We start from the raw sequence: 16,538 nt of genomic DNA, 5'->3' as shown, positions 1-16,538 counted from the left end.
GGTGTCGGAGGTCAGGCGGCGCCGACCCGATAGCGGGCGACCGCGCGGGCCGCCAGCCGCTGCGCCGCCGCCGAGTCACCCGCCGTCGCCGCCAGCAGCGCCGCACCCGGCAGCAGCCGCGCCGCCAGCCGCAACGCCAGCCAGCCGCCGGCCTGCGCCACCAACGGCGTCGCCAACCGCCACGCCGCCTCCGCCGCCCGCCGCGCCGGCACCCGCCCGTCCGGCCGGGCACCGAGCGCCGCGTCCAGCGCCGCCCGCGCGAACGTCTCGTCCGGATGCACCTGCGTCAGCACCAGCAACTCGACCGCCCGGTCCGGATGCGCCGGATCATGCCCGTACGCGGCGGCGACGTGCAGCACCAGGTCCGTCTGCGTCCAGGCGACCGCCGCCAGCTCCGCCAGCGGCGCGAGCAGCCCGGCGGCCGCCGACACCGCCCCGCCCGCCCCGGCCAGCCGGACGAACCGCCGGGTCGCCAGCCGGGCCAGCCCGTCCGGCGTCGCGGTCGGATACTCCGCCCGCAGCCGCTCCGCCCACGCGGCCGCCGCCGGCCCTTGCCGCCGTACAGCGGCAAGGGCCAACAACTCCGGTGCGAACCCCGGGTGGTCGACCAACCGGCTGGTCGCCGGTCCCGCTCCCTCCCCGGTACGGCGCACCGTCGCCTCCGGTGCCCGGCCGGTCATCTCCACCGGGGCGGGGTCGCCGGCCCGGTCCGTGATCCGGGGGTCGGTGACCTCTGTGGAGGCTGCCGGTTCCGGGCTGACGTGCTGCCCGGTGGGCTGCTGCTCGACGGGCTCCCTGGGGGCCGGCTGCTGCCGGTCGGTGGGCTGGTCGGCGTCAGCCGGTGCCGCCTTGCGGCGGGTGGTCTTCGCGGGCGCCGCCTTCTCCGTGGCGGCCGCCTTCTCCGTGGCGGCCGCCTTCTTCGCAGCCGTTGTCTTCTTCGCGGCCGTCTTCTTCGCCGGGCTCGCCTTCTTCGCGGCGGCCGTGGTCGCCGTCTTAACCGGGGTGCGCCTCGCCGCTGTCTTGCGGGCGGGCCGCTTCGCGGCGTCGGTGCCGGCACCGTCACCGGCGCCCTCGTTGGATGCCGGCGTCCGGGCGGCCGGCACGTCCGGCGACCCGGCCCCGTCGCCGGTGTCCCTGCCGTCGTCGGCCCGGGCATCGGCCCGCCGGCCGCTCGTGGTCTCGGCGGCCGGCGGCTGGAAGAGGACGGCCGGCGCTGCCGCCTTCGCTCTCCGCGCCCGCGGCGCCGGCGCGGCAGCCGTCCCGGTCGGTTCGGCCGGCGTGAAGGCGGCCTTCGGAGTGCGCTTGCGTGGCTTGCGGTCGGCCGGCTCGGCAGGCGGCTGTTCCATGACCAGGAAGCCTATCCGGGCTGGCCGGCGTACACCTCTTGAAAGCGTCCGGGCCGGCGACGCGTCACCGCCGCCGGCCCGGACACCGTCACCGTCAGTTGATCGGCACGACCAGGTCGAGGGTCCGACCCTGCGCCGGCACCGCGACCGTCCGCGCGCTCGCGAAGTCGGTGCCGTTGTCGTACCAGAATTCGACCTCCTGGTCGTCGACGTAGGCAAGCGCCCAGACCTTGACGAGTTCGGGTGCGAGCACCCGCATCTCGTAGGTGTCGCCGTTCTCCCACTTGATCCCGATGATGTCCTGCGTCAGTGCGCTGTGTGCCATCAGGTAGGCGTCGGGCACCGGTTGCCCGGCCCGGTCCCGGATGGAACCGGTGATGACGGTGCCGGTCTTCAACCTGATGTCGTAGGTGGCAGTCGCACCCGAGGTCACCTGGATCTTCTTGGCGACCATCCGGTTCGCGGTGCCCCCGGACCACTGCCGGGCATGCTGGTGGTCCATGAAGAACAACGGCCAGGCGTACGGGCCGAGGCCGCTGACCGTGTAACGCCCGTTCTGGTCCGTACGCGGGTAGTTGCCGCCGAGCCCGGGGTGGATGCTCGCCAGCGCCACGCCGACATCCGCGAGCGGTGTGTTGTCCGCACCGCGGACGACGCCCGTGATGGCGCCGGCCGGATCGAGCAGCACCGCCGGCGCGGCCGTCGTCGCGCCCGCCGTGACGGTGATCCGCTTCGCGCTGCTCGCGGCACCCGTGCCACCGTTCGCGCCGAGCCACTGCGCACCGAGGCCGGTCGATTCCCGGGGGCGTACGAAAATGTGGTAGTCGCCCGGCTCCAGCGGCCTGATGTCGATCTGTCCAGCGCCGTCGCTGCAGTGGGGCTCGCCGTCGGGAAGCCGGGCGGTTCCGGCCGCCACGGTGGCGACGCAGACGCCGGCGACCGGTGCCCCGGTGGCGCGGTTGCTCACCGTGGCCGTGAGCGCACCGCCGAGCGTGACCGGCACGGCCACGTCGGTGGTCGCGTTGGCCGTGACGGTCGCCTGCGCCTTGCCGTCCAGGTACAGCGAGGAGGGGGCCGGATTGATCGACACGATGTAGCGACCGATAGCGATGCCGTCGAACAGGATCTCCGAGCTGGTGGTGCACTCGTAGCCGTACGACGGCCCCTCGAGGTGGGCGCAGAACGCCGTCAGCGGGGCACCGGTGCCGGAGTCGGTCGCCGTGACCCGCAGCTCCCCACCGTCGATGAGGGTGTCGTCGACGGTGGCGGTGGCGTTCGCCTGGACCACGATCGTCGCCGCGTCCTCTGAGTTGCCGACCCCGTACGCGTACTGGCGGCGGCCGGTCGTCGGGTCGACGAAGGACACCTTGTAGTCGCCGACGATCAGGTCGTCGAACCGGTACGCGCCCGTCTCGTCCGTCATCGTGTAGGCGCTGTCGCCGTAGGTGGGGTAGGCGATGACTTCGGCGTGGCCGATTCCGGCGCCGGTCTTGTCGACGAACCGGCCGGCGATCGCCCCGGTGGCGAGCAGCGTCTCGTTCACGGTCGTCTGGGTGCCCACCGTGACGCTGAAGGTGTCGGCGTAATCCTCGGCGGGTTGGCCGTGCCCCCACTGGATCGCTCCGCTGGGAAGCTGGAACTGGATCTTGTAGTTCCCGGGGAAGAGGCGCGGGATGTGGTAATCGCCGTTGTCGTCGGTCCACCCGCTCGGGCCGCTGCCAGTCGTGGTCGACCGCGTTCTGACGGGGACGTTCGCCGCAGGCTGTCCGCCGGCGTCGATCACCCGGCCGGCGATCGATCCGGTCGGGGCGACCGTGTCGTCGGCGACCACCGTGCCGCCGGGCTCGACCGTGAAGACCTGGGCGTCGTGCTGGTGCTCCTGCTGCGGGATCCACTGGGTGAAGCCGGAGCCGAGATAGAGCTCCACCTGGTACGTCCCGGGCAAGAGCGAGATCGAGTAGCGGCCGTCGAGGCCGGTGTTGGCGCCCAAGGACCCGTCCGACCCCTGGGCGCTGACCCAGACGCCGGCGAGCGGCGCCCCAGTCTCGTCGGTCAGCCGTCCGGTGATTGTGCCGGGAGCCAGGAGCGAGTCGTTCACGACGGTTGTCGTGCCGGCTGTCACGGTGATCTCGGCGGCGGTGTCGAACGACCGTTGCTGGTAGGCCCACTGCACCTGGTTGACCAGGTTGGTGAAGCTGATCTTGTAGACGTTGGGTCGTACCAGGGGAAACGTGAAGTGGCCTTGGCCGTTCACGCCGACCTCGGCGACGTGGTGGTGGTTGGTGGTCAGCAGCGTGACGCGCACCCCGGTGGCCGGGGTGCCGGTGCTGGTCGTCAGGGTGCCGGTGATCGAGCCGAAGGTGGGATTGGCGGTGGCGGGCGACGCGAGCGCGACCGTGGCTGTCAGAGCCACGATGCTCGCGATGGCCACCGAGCGGAGCAGTTTTCTGTACACGGCCATCCTTGAGGGGAAGGAAGGTCCGGGGACGTGGCCCGGCAACATAGTGTGACGGTCTGGTCCCCGTGTGCCATGATCGGCTCACGCAGGATAGTTGATCCACTTCGTACGGTGGGGGCCATTTATCGGTGGTCATCGGTTAACACTTGGAACTCTGCCGGGCCTGCGGCCGCCGGCCCGGCAGATCCGTGAGCGTCAGTTCACCGGGTTGACGATGTCCAGCGTCCGGGTGCCGGTGCCGGAGACCAGCACCGTTCGGGCGGCCGCGAAGGAGCCGTCGTTGTCGTACCAGACGGTGTCGTGCCCGTATCCGTTGTGGACCTCGCTCTTGATCCTGATGAGCTGCGGACCGACGACCAGCATCCGGTAGCCGCTGTCACCGCCGCCCCGGCCGACCTCCTCGCCGGTGACCGCGTTGTAGGCGTAGACACTCGCGCCCGGACGCGGTTGGCCGGCCTGGCCGCGGACCACCCCGGTGACCACCGTGCCGACCCGCAGGTGCACGTCGTACGTGGCGGTCGCCCCGGCCGTCACCCGGGTCTTCTGGGCCAGCAGGCGGTTGCCGGTGCCACCCGACCACTGCCGGGCGTGGTCCGGCACGTCGAAGACCAGCGGCCACCGGTACGGTCCCAGCCAGTCGATCGTGTACCGACCCTGCCCGTCCACGGCGGTGCCCACGACCCCGTTGCCGGAGTGATCGTGTGGGTAGAGCGCGACCATCCCGCTGGTGATCAGGCCGCCGCCGGAAGCGCTGCGGACCACACCGGTGATCGTGCCGGTCGGGTCGAGCGCCGGGGCGACGGTCGCCGTCGCGCCGCCGGTGACGGTGATCCGGCGGGCGGTGACCGCGTCGCCGGTGCCGCCGGAGGTGCCGACCCACTGCGCGCCGAGGCCGCTGCCGTCCGGCGCCTTGACGAAGACGTTGTAGTCACCCGGCGCCAGCCGCGGGGCGGAGACCGTGCCGGTCGAGTCGGTGCAGTGTTGGCCGTCGGGGCGGAGCACGCCGGTGCCGGCCTTCGCCACCGTGATGCAGGCGTCCGCGAGCGGGGTGCCGGTCGCGGCGTCGGTGACCGCGGCGGTGATCGTGCCGCCGCGTACGAAGACGATCTCCAGCTGCCGGTCTCCCCGGACCGTACCGTCACCTGCACCGACTGGGGCAGGTAGTCGCCGGCCGTCTCCGCACTGCCGCTGTACGTGCCCGGCGCCAGATCAGTGAACGACAGACCGCCGTTGTCGGTGCACAGGTTCCGGCTGCCGGCACCCTCGAGATACAGGCAGTAGTCGGAAACCGGGAGGCCGGTCACCGAGTCGCGGCTGGTGACCACCAACCTGCCGGCGGGTAGCAGCTGGTCGTCGACGACGGTGGTGCCGCCGTCGGTGACCGGGGAACGGTCGGCGTCCTGCGGGCCGGTACGGCCGGTCGCGTACTGCCGCCACGTCCGGTTCTGGTCGCTGAACGCCACCCGGTAGTCGTTGCCGGTCGACAGGTCGTCGACCCGGTACGCCCCGGTCGAGTCTGTGGTCGCCCAACTCGTCGAACCGGCGCCGCTCACCTCGACGCTGACATCCGGCAGCGGGCTGCCGGAGCGGTCGAGGAACCGGCCCGCGATCGAGCCGGTGGGCAGCAGCACGTCGTCGACGACCGCGTCCTGGTCGGCGACCACGGTGAAGGTGTCTGCCGCGTCGAGGGTCCGCTTCTGGTGGGCGAACTGCCGGAAACCACCCATAAGCTGGAACTCGATCTTGTAGTCGCCGGGGAAGAGCGCCGGGATCCGGTAGTTGCCGTTCTGGTCGGTGTCCCCGTAGCCGAAGTCGGCGCCCGGGGCGATCGCGGTCACCGACGCGTACGCCACCGGTGCGCCGTTCGACCTGGTCAGCCGCCCGAGGATCGAGCCGGTCGGCCGCAGCACCTCGTTGACGACGAGGGCCTCACCGGGATCCAGGGCGATCGCGTCGGCAGCCTGGAAGCTGGATTTCTGGTGGGCCCACTACCGAAGGTTGTCCTGGGTGCGGAACTCGATCTTGTAGCTGCCGGCCGGGACACCGGAGAAGACGTAACGGCCGCTCCGGTTGATCGAGGCGTGGTCGACGTAGTCCTGGTCCACGGTCCAGAGCGTCGCCGACCCGTGCGGGCTGGGTGCCCCGCCGCTGGTGGTCAGGATGCCGCTGATCGAGCCAGTAGTGGGGTTGGCCACGGCGGGAGAGGCGATCGCGGTCGCGGCGGCCAGCGCCGCGACGACCATCACGGTTGTTCGGACAGATGAGAATCTGCGCACGTACGTCCCTTGGGGGTGAGGGGACCCGGGGCGCCATGGTGGCGGTATGTGTCGGTTTGGTGCCCCAGGGTGCCATGATCGGCGCGCGCAGGATAGTCGCTTTGCCCCGTCCGGTGGGCGCACTGTATTCTCGGTCGGCGGTGGTCTACGGGCCACCTGGGAGACTTCGCCTAGTCTGGTCTATGGCGCCGCACTGCTAATGCGGTTGGGGTCTTAAAGCCCCTCCCGGGTTCGAATCCCGGAGTCTCCGCGCTCGGACCGGTGTGTAGACTGGCCCAGGCACCAGCGCCCGTAGCTCAATGGATAGAGCATCTGACTACGGATCAGAAGGTTAGGGGTTCGAGTCCCTTCGGGCGCACAAGATCAGAAGGCGTCTGACCTGCGGAAACGTGGGTCGGCGCCTTTGTTGTTTTGTCCCTTGTGGATGGTTGGGTGCTCGGTGGGTGCTCGTGCGACGGGCGTCCCTCGCGTCCCGGCCCGTCCAGCGGCGGCCCTTTCTGTCCGGGTTGGTTTGGATCATGGTGTCCCTGTTGTTTGGAGCCCGGATAGTGGGACGGCGTTCTGTGGGCGAGGCGCTGCTCTTCTAGGCCGGGATCACGGTGCTGGTGGTGCGTCTTCCCGGCGCGCGGGCGTCGAGGCAAGCGGTGCGACGACCGGCTCCGGTCTCTTGTGGGAGGCCGGAGCCGGACACCTTCGGTGGGGCTGTGCTTTGGTGTCCTCGGCCGGAGGGCACCGACCGCCTGTCAAGGCATCGAATACGGTAACAGTCGCGCCAACCTACCCGCGCCTGTCGTCCACCCTGGACAACGCCCGGCGGGTCTGGCCGGAGACACCGTTAGATCCATAGACCTGCTTCCGGCACGTCGGCGTCGCGGCCCGCCTTGCGTAGGACTTCCTTCTCCTGCCGCGACTCGGCGACCTCACGCCGCAGTCGGGCGTCCTCGGCGTCCTTGTCCGCCACCGACAACCCGCTCCCGTCGGTCACCGGCCCCGCCCCCGGCCTCACGCTCGACGGCACGGACCCAGTTGCGCAACGTCTCGTGACTCATTCCGAGCTCACGCGCGACCTGGTTGATCGGCCGGCCCGACGAGTGGATTAGGTCGGCCGCGTCACGCCGGAACTCTTCCGTGTACTTCGATGGACGCCTCAATGGGGACACCCCTTCCCTCTGGACCAACGTCCCAGTCTCACGGTGTCCACATCCGAGGCGGAAGCCCACCTACCGGGGCACTACCTACTCGGTGACAGGCGATGCCTGGGTCGGGTGTTTAGTTGTGTGCCGAATGTTCCCAGGTCACGTTGGTGGGGCGGGTGCCTGTGGTGACGTATTCGATGACGGCTTGGCGGGTTGTGGCGGTGGTGAGGCGGGCGAGGTTGGCGGGGATGTCGGTCAGGCCGGTGTCGGGGGATTCGTAGACGATGATGGGGGTGTCGGGGGGCAGGTTGGTGGCGTGGCTGCCGTCGGGTAGCCAGCGTAGGGCGGCGCGGTCGGCGTCGATGTCGATGTCGATGCGCAGGGTGGGCTGGTCGGGTGGGCCGATGGTGATCGTCTGTCCGTAGCCTCCGTGCGGCATGATCGTTTCGATCTGTTCGTCGAAGCGGTGTCCGGCCTGCTCGGGGTCGGTGAGTTCGTAGGGGTGTCCGTGGTAGTCGCGTAGTTGTGGCGTCATCGGGTGATCCTTTCGCCGGTGCCGGTGTAGATACGGTGCCACCAGGTGTTGCCGCCGTCGCGGGTGACCCAGACCCGTAGCTGGCTTCCGGTGGGGAGGATGGCGGGCAGGATCTTGTCGCAGGTGTAGGGGTAGGTCTTGTCGCGTTCGTTGGTGCCGCAGACGGTGTTGTCGAGGGCGAGGTCGGACTCGGTGCGTCCGGTGCGGCGCATGTGTGCGGCGGCTTTCGATTCGGCGTGGTCGTAGAAGGTGACCGGTGGGCCTCGTAGCGGGTCGTGGTCGAGGTCGGCGGCCAGGGTGCGGTCGCCTCCGCCGGAGGTGACCGGGGTGCCGTCGAGTAGTCCTTGGGTGGGGCGGGTGCTGCCGGCCGGGCGTGACGTCAGGCGGCCGGCGGCGTTCCTCACCATCTCGGGCAAGGTCGCGGGGTCGGCTTGTGTCCAGGCGGGATCGGCTGGTTCGGGGATGGCCTGGTCCTGTGCCGGGGAGGATGTCGACGTTCCGGCAGGATCCCTGGCCTGGCCTGGGCCGGTCGATAGGGGATCCCTGGAGGGGCCGCGGCCGGTGTCGCCGCCGATGGCGGCTGGGTGACCGGTGGCGCCGACCTGGCGTGCCCGCGTCAGCGCCGACTCGACACGTTGCCGGGCGGCGTGTCCGTGGGCCTTGGCCGCGGCGAGGGTCCGGCCCAACTGCTGTAGGCGTGACAGGGTGGGGCCTGGCTCACCGCCTTGCAGGGTCGCCGTGACGAGCCGGGTGCCCTGCTCGACCCTGGATGCCGCCTCCACGAGGCGGCCGTCGACGGCGGTGAGGGCGGCAAGCGCGGGGGTGAGCGCGTTGGTGATGTCGTGAGGGGAGGGCTGGCCTGGTACGGCGGCAACCGACCGAAGTGCCTGCCCCAGCACGTCACCGGCCGCCGCCAGCCGCCTGTGGACGTCTGCGACCATCTCGTGGATCGCCGCCAGCCGGACGACGATGCCGGTGAAGCCCGCCGCGGCGGCCGTGGTGCTGATCCGGGTCAGGGCGTCGTCGATCGCCGCCGTCTGGCTCCTTGCCCCGTCCACCGTGGCGGCCAGCGTCCGCAGGCCATCATCGATCTCGTCGGTCAGCGGGATCCCGCCACCTCCCTCATCGACAACCACGGCCAGGGCTGGCTCGGGCGCCTATACACCGGGATGATTCCGGCGGCTGGCGGTCTCGCCGTCCCTCCGGGCGAGGGCTCTCTCCCGGTACGGCTTCAGTCGCTGCGTGATCAGTTCCCAGTGGAACGGCTGGTCTGCGCTTGTTGGGCGGATGGCCTCGGTGGGGAGGAGGTCCACGCCAGCGTCCATGAGAAACCGCAGGTTCCTGCCGAAGATCGGGTGGTCGGTTAGCGCGGATTTCGCATACGGGGCGGCGATGACCGGTAGCCGGCTGCCGAGGGCCTCGTTGAGTACGCCGAGGGCGAGGGTGTCGTTCACCCCCGCGCACCACTGGTTGATCGTGTTGAAAGTTGCCGGCACGACCGCGACCGCGTCCGCCGTCGGTAGCGTCTTGGGTTCGTCGGGGCGTCGGGTGGCCGCGCGTACCGGGTTGCCGGTCAGCGTGGTGAGCCGGTCGGTGTCGATCCAGGTCATGGCCGTGGGGGTGGCGATCACCTGAACCGTCCAGCCGTCGAGCTGGACCTGCTCTACCAGTTCGTGGATCTGTAGGGCGGGTGGTGCGGCACAGACCACGAGCATCAGCATAGGGCGGGGCTGGCCCTCGGTCATGCGGCCACACCCGCTCGCTGAGCCAGCGCTAACAGCCCGGGCGTGTCGCCGCGGCGTGCCCGTTTCAGCAGTGCGGCGATCAGGTGGCGGGCGTCGGCGTTGTGGCGGATGGCCTGGGGTGCGATGCGTTCGCCTTCCATGAGGTGCAGCAGTGCCTGGGGGTCGCCGTTGGGTCGTTGGCTGTGTACGGCGGCGAGGTCGAGGTGTACCTGGGCGCGGCGGCTGACCAGGGCGGGTGGGAGGCGAGTGGTGTCGATGCGGTTGCCGAGGTCGACGGCGTCGTGGTGGTCGCCGAGCGCGGCGGCTACCGACAGGCGGTGGAGGGCGACGTTGGTTGGGCCGAATGCGGTCCACATCTCGTTGCGGTCGCCGCCGAGGTCGTCGGCGAGCCGCTCGGCAGCGTCGAGCCTCTGTTGGGCGTCGTCGCGCTGGCGGAGTCGGGCTGCCATGACGGCGGCGTGCAGCAGGAGTGCGCCTTGTACCGAGAGGTAGTGCGGGTGGGCGTGCCGTGGGTGGACGGCAAGAGCCTCTGCCGCGACCAGTGCCACCTCCTGCGCGTCGTGAGGACGGCCGTTCTTCGCCATCGCGCACGCCGTCTGGTAGGCAGCCACCCCGGAGACCGCCTGATCCTGCAGGTGCATTGCCCACGTCGCGGCCCGGTCGGCGGTGATCCAGGCAAGCTCTCCGTCGCCGACCTTGGCGCCGAATTTCGACAAGATCAGGTACGTCCACGCGAGCGCCTTGTAACCGCGGCGTAGGTCGGCGCCCGAGGAACCCGTGATCAGGGAGGCGGTCGACGCCGCCACCTCGGGAAGGCGGTCGAGGAAGCCGTAATCGGCGGCCTGGTAGGCAAGATTCGCCGCATGCACCGTTGCTTCGACCTGCGTTAACGGCATCGGCTCTGCCGGGCCGTCCCACCGGTAGTTCAGCACTTTCGACCGGAGTGCTTGATGCCTGTCGTGATCCGGGTACCGGGTCTCGGCATGGGCCGTTCGATCGGGATCGTGCAATTCGCTGCCGCTGGGCGCCTCTGGACTGTCGCTGCTGTCGTTGGTAGGCAGTGTGAACCACAGTAGGTGGGGTGGGATGCGTAACGCTTTGGCCCACTCGATGAGCCGGTCGAGGTGGACGACTGGACCGCCGGTCTCGATGCGGCTGAGTTGGGCCTGGGTGATGCCCATCCATGCCGCGACGAGGCTTTGGCTGACTGCCTGTCGCCCGTGCTGTGGATGGGTTCGCCAGGCGCGGATGATCTGGCCGAGGTGGCGGTTGCGGAGCGCGTCTCGCATTGCTGGGTAGTCCCAGAACTCCGCCGTCATGTGGGGTACGTGGAACGGCTCACCGCGTTTGGCTGTCTGACATGCCCCGCACTGTGCGCTGCGGTTGTCTCGGGCGAGGCGTCCTCCACAGGACGAGCAACGCGCACCGGCTCCCGCCATGATGCCCACCTCCCGTACCCGACCCGGACGGCCGGTTGACCGTCCGACCCGCTACCACGCCGGACGTCGCTTGTCGCCCCCAGTTCGCTGGATGCCAGTGTTCCATACGCTGCCCGGTTTTCGAACCACGGCGACTATTGCGGGAACAGCCCTGCTTTCTGACGCCCTTTGTTAACCTGATCGACGCATATCGAAGCTGCTGATGCCTCCAGTAGTGAGAGCCATCCCGGCGATGGCGACGTTCTCTGGCAGGGATATCGGCTGAGTCTTACGATCAAGCGGTGAGTCGACTGCAAGACGTAGCTGCCCAGGTCGCGGAGCAGCATCTCGCCGTGGCTATGCCCAACCGGTGGCGCCACGTGCAAGCAGTCGCGCGCAAGGCCGCCGACCTAGGATCACTCGCCGCGAGAGATGCCGACCTACTCGTTGCAGCCGCCTGGTTACACGACATCGGATACGCCCCCACCATCACGGACACTGGCTTCCACGCCCTTGACGGCGCACGGTGGCTCAGGGCGTCGGGCTACAATCTGCGGCTCGCCGCCCTAGTCGCTCACCATTCGTGTGCCCAATACGAGGCAGACGAACGAGGCTTGGGCGGTATCCTCAAGACGGAATTTCCGTACGAACTCTCGCCGACGGCGGACGCGCTCTGGTATGCGGACATGACGACAGGTCCAGACGGGCAAGATCTAACTGTCAAAGACAGGCTTGCCGAAATCCGAAATCGGTATGGTCCTGACGATTTGGTGACGCGATTCTGGGAGAGGGCCGAGCCTGCTCTGGTCGATTCTATTCAGAGAACCGAAGAACGTATCGCTAATCAGCCGATGTAGGGATCGGGGCGCCGTTCGAACCCGTGATCGATACGGAGGCGCATGGACGGATGGATCGAAAGAGAGTTCAGTCCTTCTTGTGGAACCCACTGGACGGCGGAGGACTCGTCGCTCATCGTCGGTTCTCCCGCGATGTACGTGGCCCGTAGGCAGATCGAGAACTGCTGTCGAACCTCGCCGTCGCTGTACTCCACCACATGGTTCGGGTTGGTGTAGATGCCCACGACCCCGGTCACTTCGACTTCGATGCCGGTCTCTTCGCGGGTCTCGCGTACGGCCGTCTCGGCGATGTATTCGCCGAAGTCCTGGGCTCCGCCGGGGAGCGCCCACAGTCCGTTGTCGGTCCGCTGGATGAGTAGAACACGGTCCTCGGCGTCCTGGACGAAGACGGTCACGGCAACGACGATGCTGTTCGGTTTCGGCGCCTGCGGGTTGTTGAAGTGCTCGGTCCGTGCCATGTCTCAGCTTCCCATCAGTCCTCCGGCCAGACCGCGCGGGCCTGCGAGATCGCACGGTTGAAGCTTGACACGTAGTTGTCGAACAGCTCCCCGCCGCCGAGCCGCCGGAGGTGCAGGACGGGGGCGTACGCGGCCGGCGTGCCGTAGAGGTGGGTGTTCACCAACAGATCGTCATCGAAGCGGTAGATCGAGTTGTAGAGGATCGTGTCGTGGAAGTAGATGCCGACGGTGTCCAGTCCTCGTAGGTCCTTGTAGAAGGCCAGGGTGTTGAGCACCTTGCTGGCGATGGCCGACCCGATGCCCTCGTCCTCGCCCCGCTGAGCGACGTGCTGGCCCTCCGGGTCGCCGAACAGCAGTTCCACCTGGGCGCCGGCCTCTGCCTTGGCCCGCAGCGTCGCCACCCACCGCGGATTCTGCTCGGGCAGGAACAGGCCCGCGTAGACCAGGATCCCGATGTGCCGGCTGGCGCCGTCGAGTAGGCGCTGCCACAGCTCCTGCGGCACAGCTCCGCGACGCGGGTAGACCTGCACGATCTCCGACTGGCTGACCTGCGCGGCACGCTCGGCGGTCAGAGCCGACGGCCACAGATACGACTCGCCTTCCCTGAGTAGAGCCGCGATGGCATGCCTGTGGCGTGGGTACGGCGTCCGGTCCTGCGTGATCCACCGCTCGACCGTCTTCGGATCAACCCCCAGTTCTTCGGCGAGTGCGGCCGGCGTCAGACCTTGCTTGAGCAGTCCGTCTCGTAGCCGGTCGTTCGGCACCACACTCTCCATCGACACATCTAGGGACATCCAGAGGGACGGCTAACCCTATCGAGGACGTCCCTAGTCGTCCACTTCTGAGGTGAAGTTGTCCCGATCGGCCAACGCAGTCTGTAACTACAAGAACTGCCGTCCGGAGAGGACGCGAGTGGCCCGGCGATAGGCGCTCGCAACGAGGGGGGTCGGTCATGGGGGGCTGACGTTGAAGACCTTGAGGCTGTCGTGCCAGGTATCGGTGAACCAGGAGTAGCAGCGGGCGCGCCATAGCGGTCGGCGCCGCCGTGTGCGACATCGTCCGGCTACCCCCACATCGCGGCGACGACCGGTGCCGCCTGGACTTGCCGAGTTCGTAAGCCGCAAGGGCGCTATGCGAGCTGTGCATACCGTTACCCACTCTTGGTCATGGGACGGCCTCAAATCGTTCGGCATCGTGCTCGCAGCGATAAGTGGCGAGAAGGGCACGCTTCGACGGCTGGATGACCGGGCGTGCACCTGCGCCCGCTGGCGTCAACGGTCGGCGGCCGGAACGGTCGGCGTTGCCTGTCGTGACGCCTTGGTGCAGGGCGCCGTCCGACGTGGTTCCACTCGCTACTGAATCGCCGGGTCAACTGATGGAGGACTTCAAGATGTCAGCGGTTCGAGGCGCGCGGGTCGCCGTATGAATGCTCCAGGCGTTACCGGCGGGAGTTTCGGCGACGGCGGCGCGGATCATCCAAGCGCCGCTCGCGTTTATGACGTGCTGCTTGGCGGCTCGGCGAACTTCGAGGTCGATCGCCGGCTGGCGGATCGGATGCTGGCGGCGGAGCCGCAGGCCGCTCGTTATGCACGCGCGAACCGAGCTTTTCTTCGTCGGGCGGTCGGCGTCCTGCTGGACGATGGGATCGACCAGTTTGTTGATCTTGGTTCGGGTTTGCCGACGGTGGGGAACGTGCACGAGATCGTGCATGCCGCGAATCCTGATGGTCGGGTTGTGTATGTCGATGTGGATCCGGTGGCTGTCGGGTACAGCCGCTATCTGTTGGCTGGCGTGGATGGGGCGGCGGTGGTGCAGGCCGACATCCGTGACGTGGGCTCGATCCTCGAGGCTGCCGAGACCCGGCGGCTGATCGACCTTTCCCGGCCGGTCGGGGTTCTCGCGGTGGCGGTGCTGCACTTCGTCGATGACGACCCGGCAGGGATCCTTGGCCGGTTTCGGATGGCCACGGTGCCGGGCAGTTACCTGGTGGTGTCGCATCTGACCACGCCGGCGCAGATGTCGCGGGAGGCGGTCGGGGTGGTGCGGCGGTACCGGGAGTCGACGGGGTCGCCGTTGACGTTCCGTACCCGTGACCAGGTGGTGGATTTGTTCGCTGGCTGGGAGTTGCTGTCGCCGGGGGTGGTGCCGGTCGACCAGTGGTCGCCGGAGCCGGAAGACCTTGAGGAGTCCGCTGATCTGGGCCCGGTGCCGATCTGGGCGGGTGTGGGTCTGCGGGGATCTGTGTAGCTGTCGCCGGTCGGGCCGGCGGCTGGAGTCCGCGAATGGTCTGGCCGGTGGATCGGCGCGCCCACAGTGCGCCTGTTTTATCCATCTGGGGAGGATAAGTGAGTATCAGAATCGCGCGCCGGATCGGCGCTGCGGCGGTGGTTAGCCTGCTGGCTCTCACCGTCGGCTGCACCACCGGCACGCCGGCGAAGGCACCGGACGGCGTGGATCGGGTGACGTATCTGACCGCGGTCGCGTCGTTCGGTCGGGAGGCGTACGCCTGGGTGGCCCTGGAGAAGGGCTTCTTCCGTGACCGGAACATCGAGGTTGAGATCAAGCCTGGGCAGGGGTCGGCGGACAATCTGAAGCTGTTGGCGGCGGGTCAGGCGCAGTTCTCCGCGAACGACCTGTCCGGGGTGATGGTGATGCTCGGGGAGGGGAATCACAAGGGTGGTGTGCGGGCGGTCGCGGCGATCCAGCAACGCACGCTGAACTCCATCACCGTCCTACAGGAATCCGGGATCACCGTGCCAGCGGACCTGGTCGGGAAGCGAATCGGCGGCGTCCCCGGTGGTGCGCCGATGCTGCTGTGGCCCGCCTACGCCAAGCTCGCCGGGATCGACCCCGCGAGCGTCCAATGGCTGAACGTGCCCGCACAGCAGACCCCGGCCACCCTCGCCTCCGGCAAGGTCGACGGGATCGGCCAGTTCACCGTCGCCCGCGGCACCGTCGAGAAAGCCGCCCAGGGCCGCCCGGTGCACCTGCTGCCGTACTCCGACGTGATCGCCGACCTGTACGGCAATGCCCTGATCGCCCCGACCCGGTTGATCGACGAGGATCCGGATCTGGTGCGCCGCTTCAGCGAAGCCCTGCTCGAAGGACTCGTCTACGCAATCGACCACCCCGAAGAGGCCGGCCAGATCCTGCACAAACACGTACCCTCCGCCGACCCGCAGGCCGCCGCGCAGGAGGTCGCCCTGATGCAGCCCTATGTGCTGTCGAACGCCCGCGCCGGCGTCCTCGACCCGGAACGGATCGCCCGCGCCATCGCCGTCCTGCAGGGCGCCGGGGTCATCCCGGCCGGTCTGACGCCCCCGGATGTGGTCGCGACCGGGTTCGTCCCCGCCTGATCTTTCCTTCCCAGCAGGGTGGGCCGGGAGTTTCCTGGGCGCCTCCGGCCGGCGGCTCCCGGCCCACCCGCCTCTGATCTGGAGTGTTTCGTCATGACCGACGCGACTGTCACACCACACGGGTACGCCTACGACAACGACCAGCCGTCCGCCCGCCGGCACCTGTCCGCGCTTGCCAGGGCCTTGGACGACTTCACCATCGGCCGGCTGCAGCATCTGGGCCTGGCCGGTAAGCGCTGCCTCGAGATCGGTGCCGGCGGCAGCGAGATCGCGGTCTGGCTGGCCGCTCAGGTTGGTCCGGCCGGCACCGTCACCGCGACGGATCTGAAGCCGCGGCACATCGGTTCGCACCCGCGGCTGACCGTGCTCCGGCACGACATCACCACCGATCCGCTTCCCGACGGCCCGTTCGACCTCATCCACGCCCGCCTGGTCCTCATGCACCTGCCACAGCGCGAGCAGCTCCTCGCCAGCCTCGCGGCCGCCCTCGCTCCTGGCGGTGTCCTAATGGTCGAGGACTGGCACGCCACCGCCGACGCCGTCGTCCTCGACGCGGCCACCGACGACGACCGGGACCTGTTCACCACCTACCAGCGTGCGGTCAACCAGCGCGTCTTCCAGGCCGCCGGCTCCGACCCGCAATGGTCGCTGCGCCTGCACCAGCAGATGCGGCGCGCCGGACTCCACGACGTCGACACGGTCATCAACGCCCCGGTCTGGCACTCCGGCAGCCCAGGGCTGATCCTCGCCCTGACCGCGATCGCCGAACACCGCGACCGGCTGCGCGACGCCGGCCTGACCGACGCCGACCTCACCCGCGTCGAACACATGCTCATCAGCCCCGACGCCGGGCTCGTCGTACGCGGCCACCAGCTCTACTCGGTCAGGGGCCGCAGACCATGACTCAGCACCATGCCCAGAACGGCCCCACCGTCCCTCCCCCAGACCGGCCG

General features: G+C 69.1%; 17 protein-coding genes, 2 tRNA genes and 1 pseudogene. 7 read left to right on the top strand and 13 right to left on the bottom strand.

Annotated elements, in window-relative coordinates:
- Nucleotides 1-11 precede the first annotated feature (11 nt).
- The 3 genes from QCD66_RS35920 to QCD66_RS35910 all read right to left on the bottom strand — a co-directional run bounded on the left by QCD66_RS35920 (nt 12) and on the right by QCD66_RS35910 (nt 4,827).
- Entirely contained in the window at nt 12-1,346 is a 1,335-nt protein-coding gene (locus QCD66_RS35920; protein ID WP_407566958.1) for a hypothetical protein, read from the bottom strand.
- Nucleotides 1,347-1,440: 94 nt separating this feature from the next.
- Entirely contained in the window at nt 1,441-3,801 is a 2,361-nt protein-coding gene (locus QCD66_RS35915; RefSeq protein WP_375737086.1) for a collagen binding domain-containing protein, read from the bottom strand.
- A 198-nt stretch (nt 3,802-3,999) separates the two neighbouring features.
- The gene (locus QCD66_RS35910) at nt 4,000-4,827 is read right to left on the bottom strand and encodes a hypothetical protein (protein ID WP_375737089.1); all 828 of its coding nucleotides are present in this window, start codon (nt 4,825-4,827) and stop codon (nt 4,000-4,002) included.
- A 294-nt stretch (nt 4,828-5,121) separates the two neighbouring features.
- Here QCD66_RS35910 and QCD66_RS35905 point away from each other — a divergent pair, with 294 nt between their 5' ends.
- On the top strand, nt 5,122-5,274 hold the full coding sequence (locus tag QCD66_RS35905) for a hypothetical protein (protein WP_375737090.1): 153 nt from the start codon (nt 5,122-5,124) through the stop codon (nt 5,272-5,274).
- Nucleotides 5,275-5,306: 32 nt separating this feature from the next.
- Here the strand turns inward: QCD66_RS35905 and QCD66_RS35900 are convergent.
- A pseudogene (locus QCD66_RS35900) lies at nt 5,307-5,642 on the bottom strand (carboxypeptidase-like regulatory domain-containing protein); the annotation flags it as partial.
- A 150-nt stretch (nt 5,643-5,792) separates the two neighbouring features.
- On the bottom strand, nt 5,793-6,050 hold the full coding sequence (locus QCD66_RS35895; protein ID WP_364213556.1) for a carboxypeptidase-like regulatory domain-containing protein: 258 nt from the start codon (nt 6,048-6,050) through the stop codon (nt 5,793-5,795).
- A gap of 189 nt (nt 6,051-6,239) precedes the next feature.
- Between QCD66_RS35895 and QCD66_RS35890 the strand changes: the two genes are divergently transcribed.
- Both QCD66_RS35890 and QCD66_RS35885 read left to right on the top strand, forming a co-directional pair.
- Nucleotides 6,240-6,330: transfer RNA gene (locus QCD66_RS35890), tRNA-Ser, on the top strand.
- Between the two features lie 35 nt (nt 6,331-6,365).
- Nucleotides 6,366-6,438 (top strand) — tRNA-Arg (locus QCD66_RS35885).
- A 477-nt stretch (nt 6,439-6,915) separates the two neighbouring features.
- Here QCD66_RS35885 and QCD66_RS35880 read toward each other — a convergent pair.
- From QCD66_RS35880 to QCD66_RS35855, 6 genes are all read right to left on the bottom strand, one after another.
- On the bottom strand, nt 6,916-7,065 hold the full coding sequence (locus tag QCD66_RS35880; protein ID WP_375737091.1) for a hypothetical protein: 150 nt from the start codon (nt 7,063-7,065) through the stop codon (nt 6,916-6,918).
- On the bottom strand, nt 7,001-7,240 hold the full coding sequence (locus QCD66_RS35875; RefSeq protein WP_407567274.1) for a transposase: 240 nt from the start codon (nt 7,238-7,240) through the stop codon (nt 7,001-7,003). The genes QCD66_RS35880 and QCD66_RS35875 overlap by 65 nt, the downstream gene beginning before the upstream one ends.
- A 109-nt stretch (nt 7,241-7,349) precedes the next feature.
- A complete protein-coding gene (locus QCD66_RS35870) occupies nt 7,350-7,751 on the bottom strand; it encodes an Imm1 family immunity protein (protein ID WP_375737088.1) in 402 nt (133 codons plus the stop codon).
- Nucleotides 7,748-8,887 (bottom strand): DUF6244 family protein, encoded by a 1,140-nt coding sequence (locus QCD66_RS35865; RefSeq protein WP_407566957.1) that lies wholly within the window; start codon nt 8,885-8,887, stop codon nt 7,748-7,750. Before QCD66_RS35865 ends, QCD66_RS35870 begins: the two co-directional genes overlap by 4 nt.
- A 21-nt stretch (nt 8,888-8,908) precedes the next feature.
- Nucleotides 8,909-9,496 carry a flavoprotein gene (locus QCD66_RS35860; RefSeq protein ID WP_407566956.1) on the bottom strand — a complete coding sequence of 196 codons (588 nt, stop codon included), beginning with the start codon at nt 9,494-9,496 and terminating at the stop codon, nt 8,909-8,911.
- A complete protein-coding gene (locus tag QCD66_RS35855; RefSeq protein ID WP_375733960.1) occupies nt 9,493-10,815 on the bottom strand; it encodes a helix-turn-helix domain-containing protein in 1,323 nt (440 codons plus the stop codon). Before QCD66_RS35855 ends, QCD66_RS35860 begins: the two co-directional genes overlap by 4 nt.
- Before the next feature lie 401 nt (nt 10,816-11,216).
- Here QCD66_RS35855 and QCD66_RS35850 point away from each other — a divergent pair, with 401 nt between their 5' ends.
- Complete coding sequence (locus tag QCD66_RS35850) at nt 11,217-11,771, top strand: HD domain-containing protein (RefSeq protein ID WP_375733961.1); 555 nt, start codon at nt 11,217-11,219, stop codon at nt 11,769-11,771.
- Here QCD66_RS35850 and QCD66_RS35845 read toward each other — a convergent pair.
- Together QCD66_RS35845 and QCD66_RS35840 are read right to left on the bottom strand one after the other, a co-directional pair.
- Nucleotides 11,759-12,229 carry an NUDIX hydrolase gene (locus QCD66_RS35845; RefSeq protein ID WP_375733962.1) on the bottom strand — a complete coding sequence of 157 codons (471 nt, stop codon included), beginning with the start codon at nt 12,227-12,229 and terminating at the stop codon, nt 11,759-11,761. The two genes, QCD66_RS35850 and QCD66_RS35845, sit on opposite strands and share 13 nt — an antisense overlap.
- Nucleotides 12,230-12,243: 14 nt before the next feature.
- On the bottom strand, nt 12,244-12,993 hold the full coding sequence (locus QCD66_RS35840) for a multiprotein-bridging factor 1 family protein (RefSeq protein WP_375734022.1): 750 nt from the start codon (nt 12,991-12,993) through the stop codon (nt 12,244-12,246).
- A 658-nt stretch (nt 12,994-13,651) separates the two neighbouring features.
- On the opposite strand from QCD66_RS35840, the gene QCD66_RS35835 reads away from it, so the two are divergent.
- From QCD66_RS35835 to QCD66_RS35825, 3 genes are all read left to right on the top strand, one after another.
- Nucleotides 13,652-14,476: an SAM-dependent methyltransferase gene (locus tag QCD66_RS35835; RefSeq protein WP_375733963.1), complete on the top strand. Its 825-nt coding sequence runs from the start codon at nt 13,652-13,654 to the stop codon at nt 14,474-14,476.
- Between the two features lie 98 nt (nt 14,477-14,574).
- Complete coding sequence (locus QCD66_RS35830) at nt 14,575-15,585, top strand: ABC transporter substrate-binding protein (protein WP_375733964.1); 1,011 nt, start codon at nt 14,575-14,577, stop codon at nt 15,583-15,585.
- 93 nt (nt 15,586-15,678) lie between these two features.
- Nucleotides 15,679-16,488, top strand: coding sequence for a class I SAM-dependent methyltransferase (locus QCD66_RS35825; protein ID WP_375733965.1), 810 nt, complete (start codon nt 15,679-15,681; stop codon nt 16,486-16,488).
- The last annotated feature ends 50 nt before the right edge of the window (nt 16,489-16,538 follow it).

The sequence above is a fragment of the Polymorphospora sp. A560 genome, assembly GCF_045781765.1.
Lineage (GTDB): Bacteria > Actinomycetota > Actinomycetes > Mycobacteriales > Micromonosporaceae > Polymorphospora > Polymorphospora lycopeni.
This window is presented reverse-complemented; position numbering and strand designations above follow the sequence as displayed.

Excerpts from the sequence above, each read along its gene's own strand:
- QCD66_RS35825 (WP_375733965.1), top strand. The coding sequence starts at position 15,679 with ATGACCGACGCGACTGTCACACCACACGGGTACGCCTACGACAACGAC.
- QCD66_RS35860 (WP_407566956.1), bottom strand. The coding sequence starts at position 9,496 with ATGACCGAGGGCCAGCCCCGCCCTATGCTGATGCTCGTGGTCTGTGCC.
- QCD66_RS35845 (WP_375733962.1), bottom strand. The coding sequence starts at position 12,229 with ATGGCACGGACCGAGCACTTCAACAACCCGCAGGCGCCGAAACCGAAC.
- QCD66_RS35855 (WP_375733960.1), bottom strand. The coding sequence starts at position 10,815 with ATGACGGCGGAGTTCTGGGACTACCCAGCAATGCGAGACGCGCTCCGC.
- QCD66_RS35920 (WP_407566958.1), bottom strand. The coding sequence starts at position 1,346 with ATGGAACAGCCGCCTGCCGAGCCGGCCGACCGCAAGCCACGCAAGCGC.
- QCD66_RS35870 (WP_375737088.1), bottom strand. The coding sequence starts at position 7,751 with ATGACGCCACAACTACGCGACTACCACGGACACCCCTACGAACTCACC.
- QCD66_RS35835 (WP_375733963.1), top strand. The coding sequence starts at position 13,652 with ATGAATGCTCCAGGCGTTACCGGCGGGAGTTTCGGCGACGGCGGCGCG.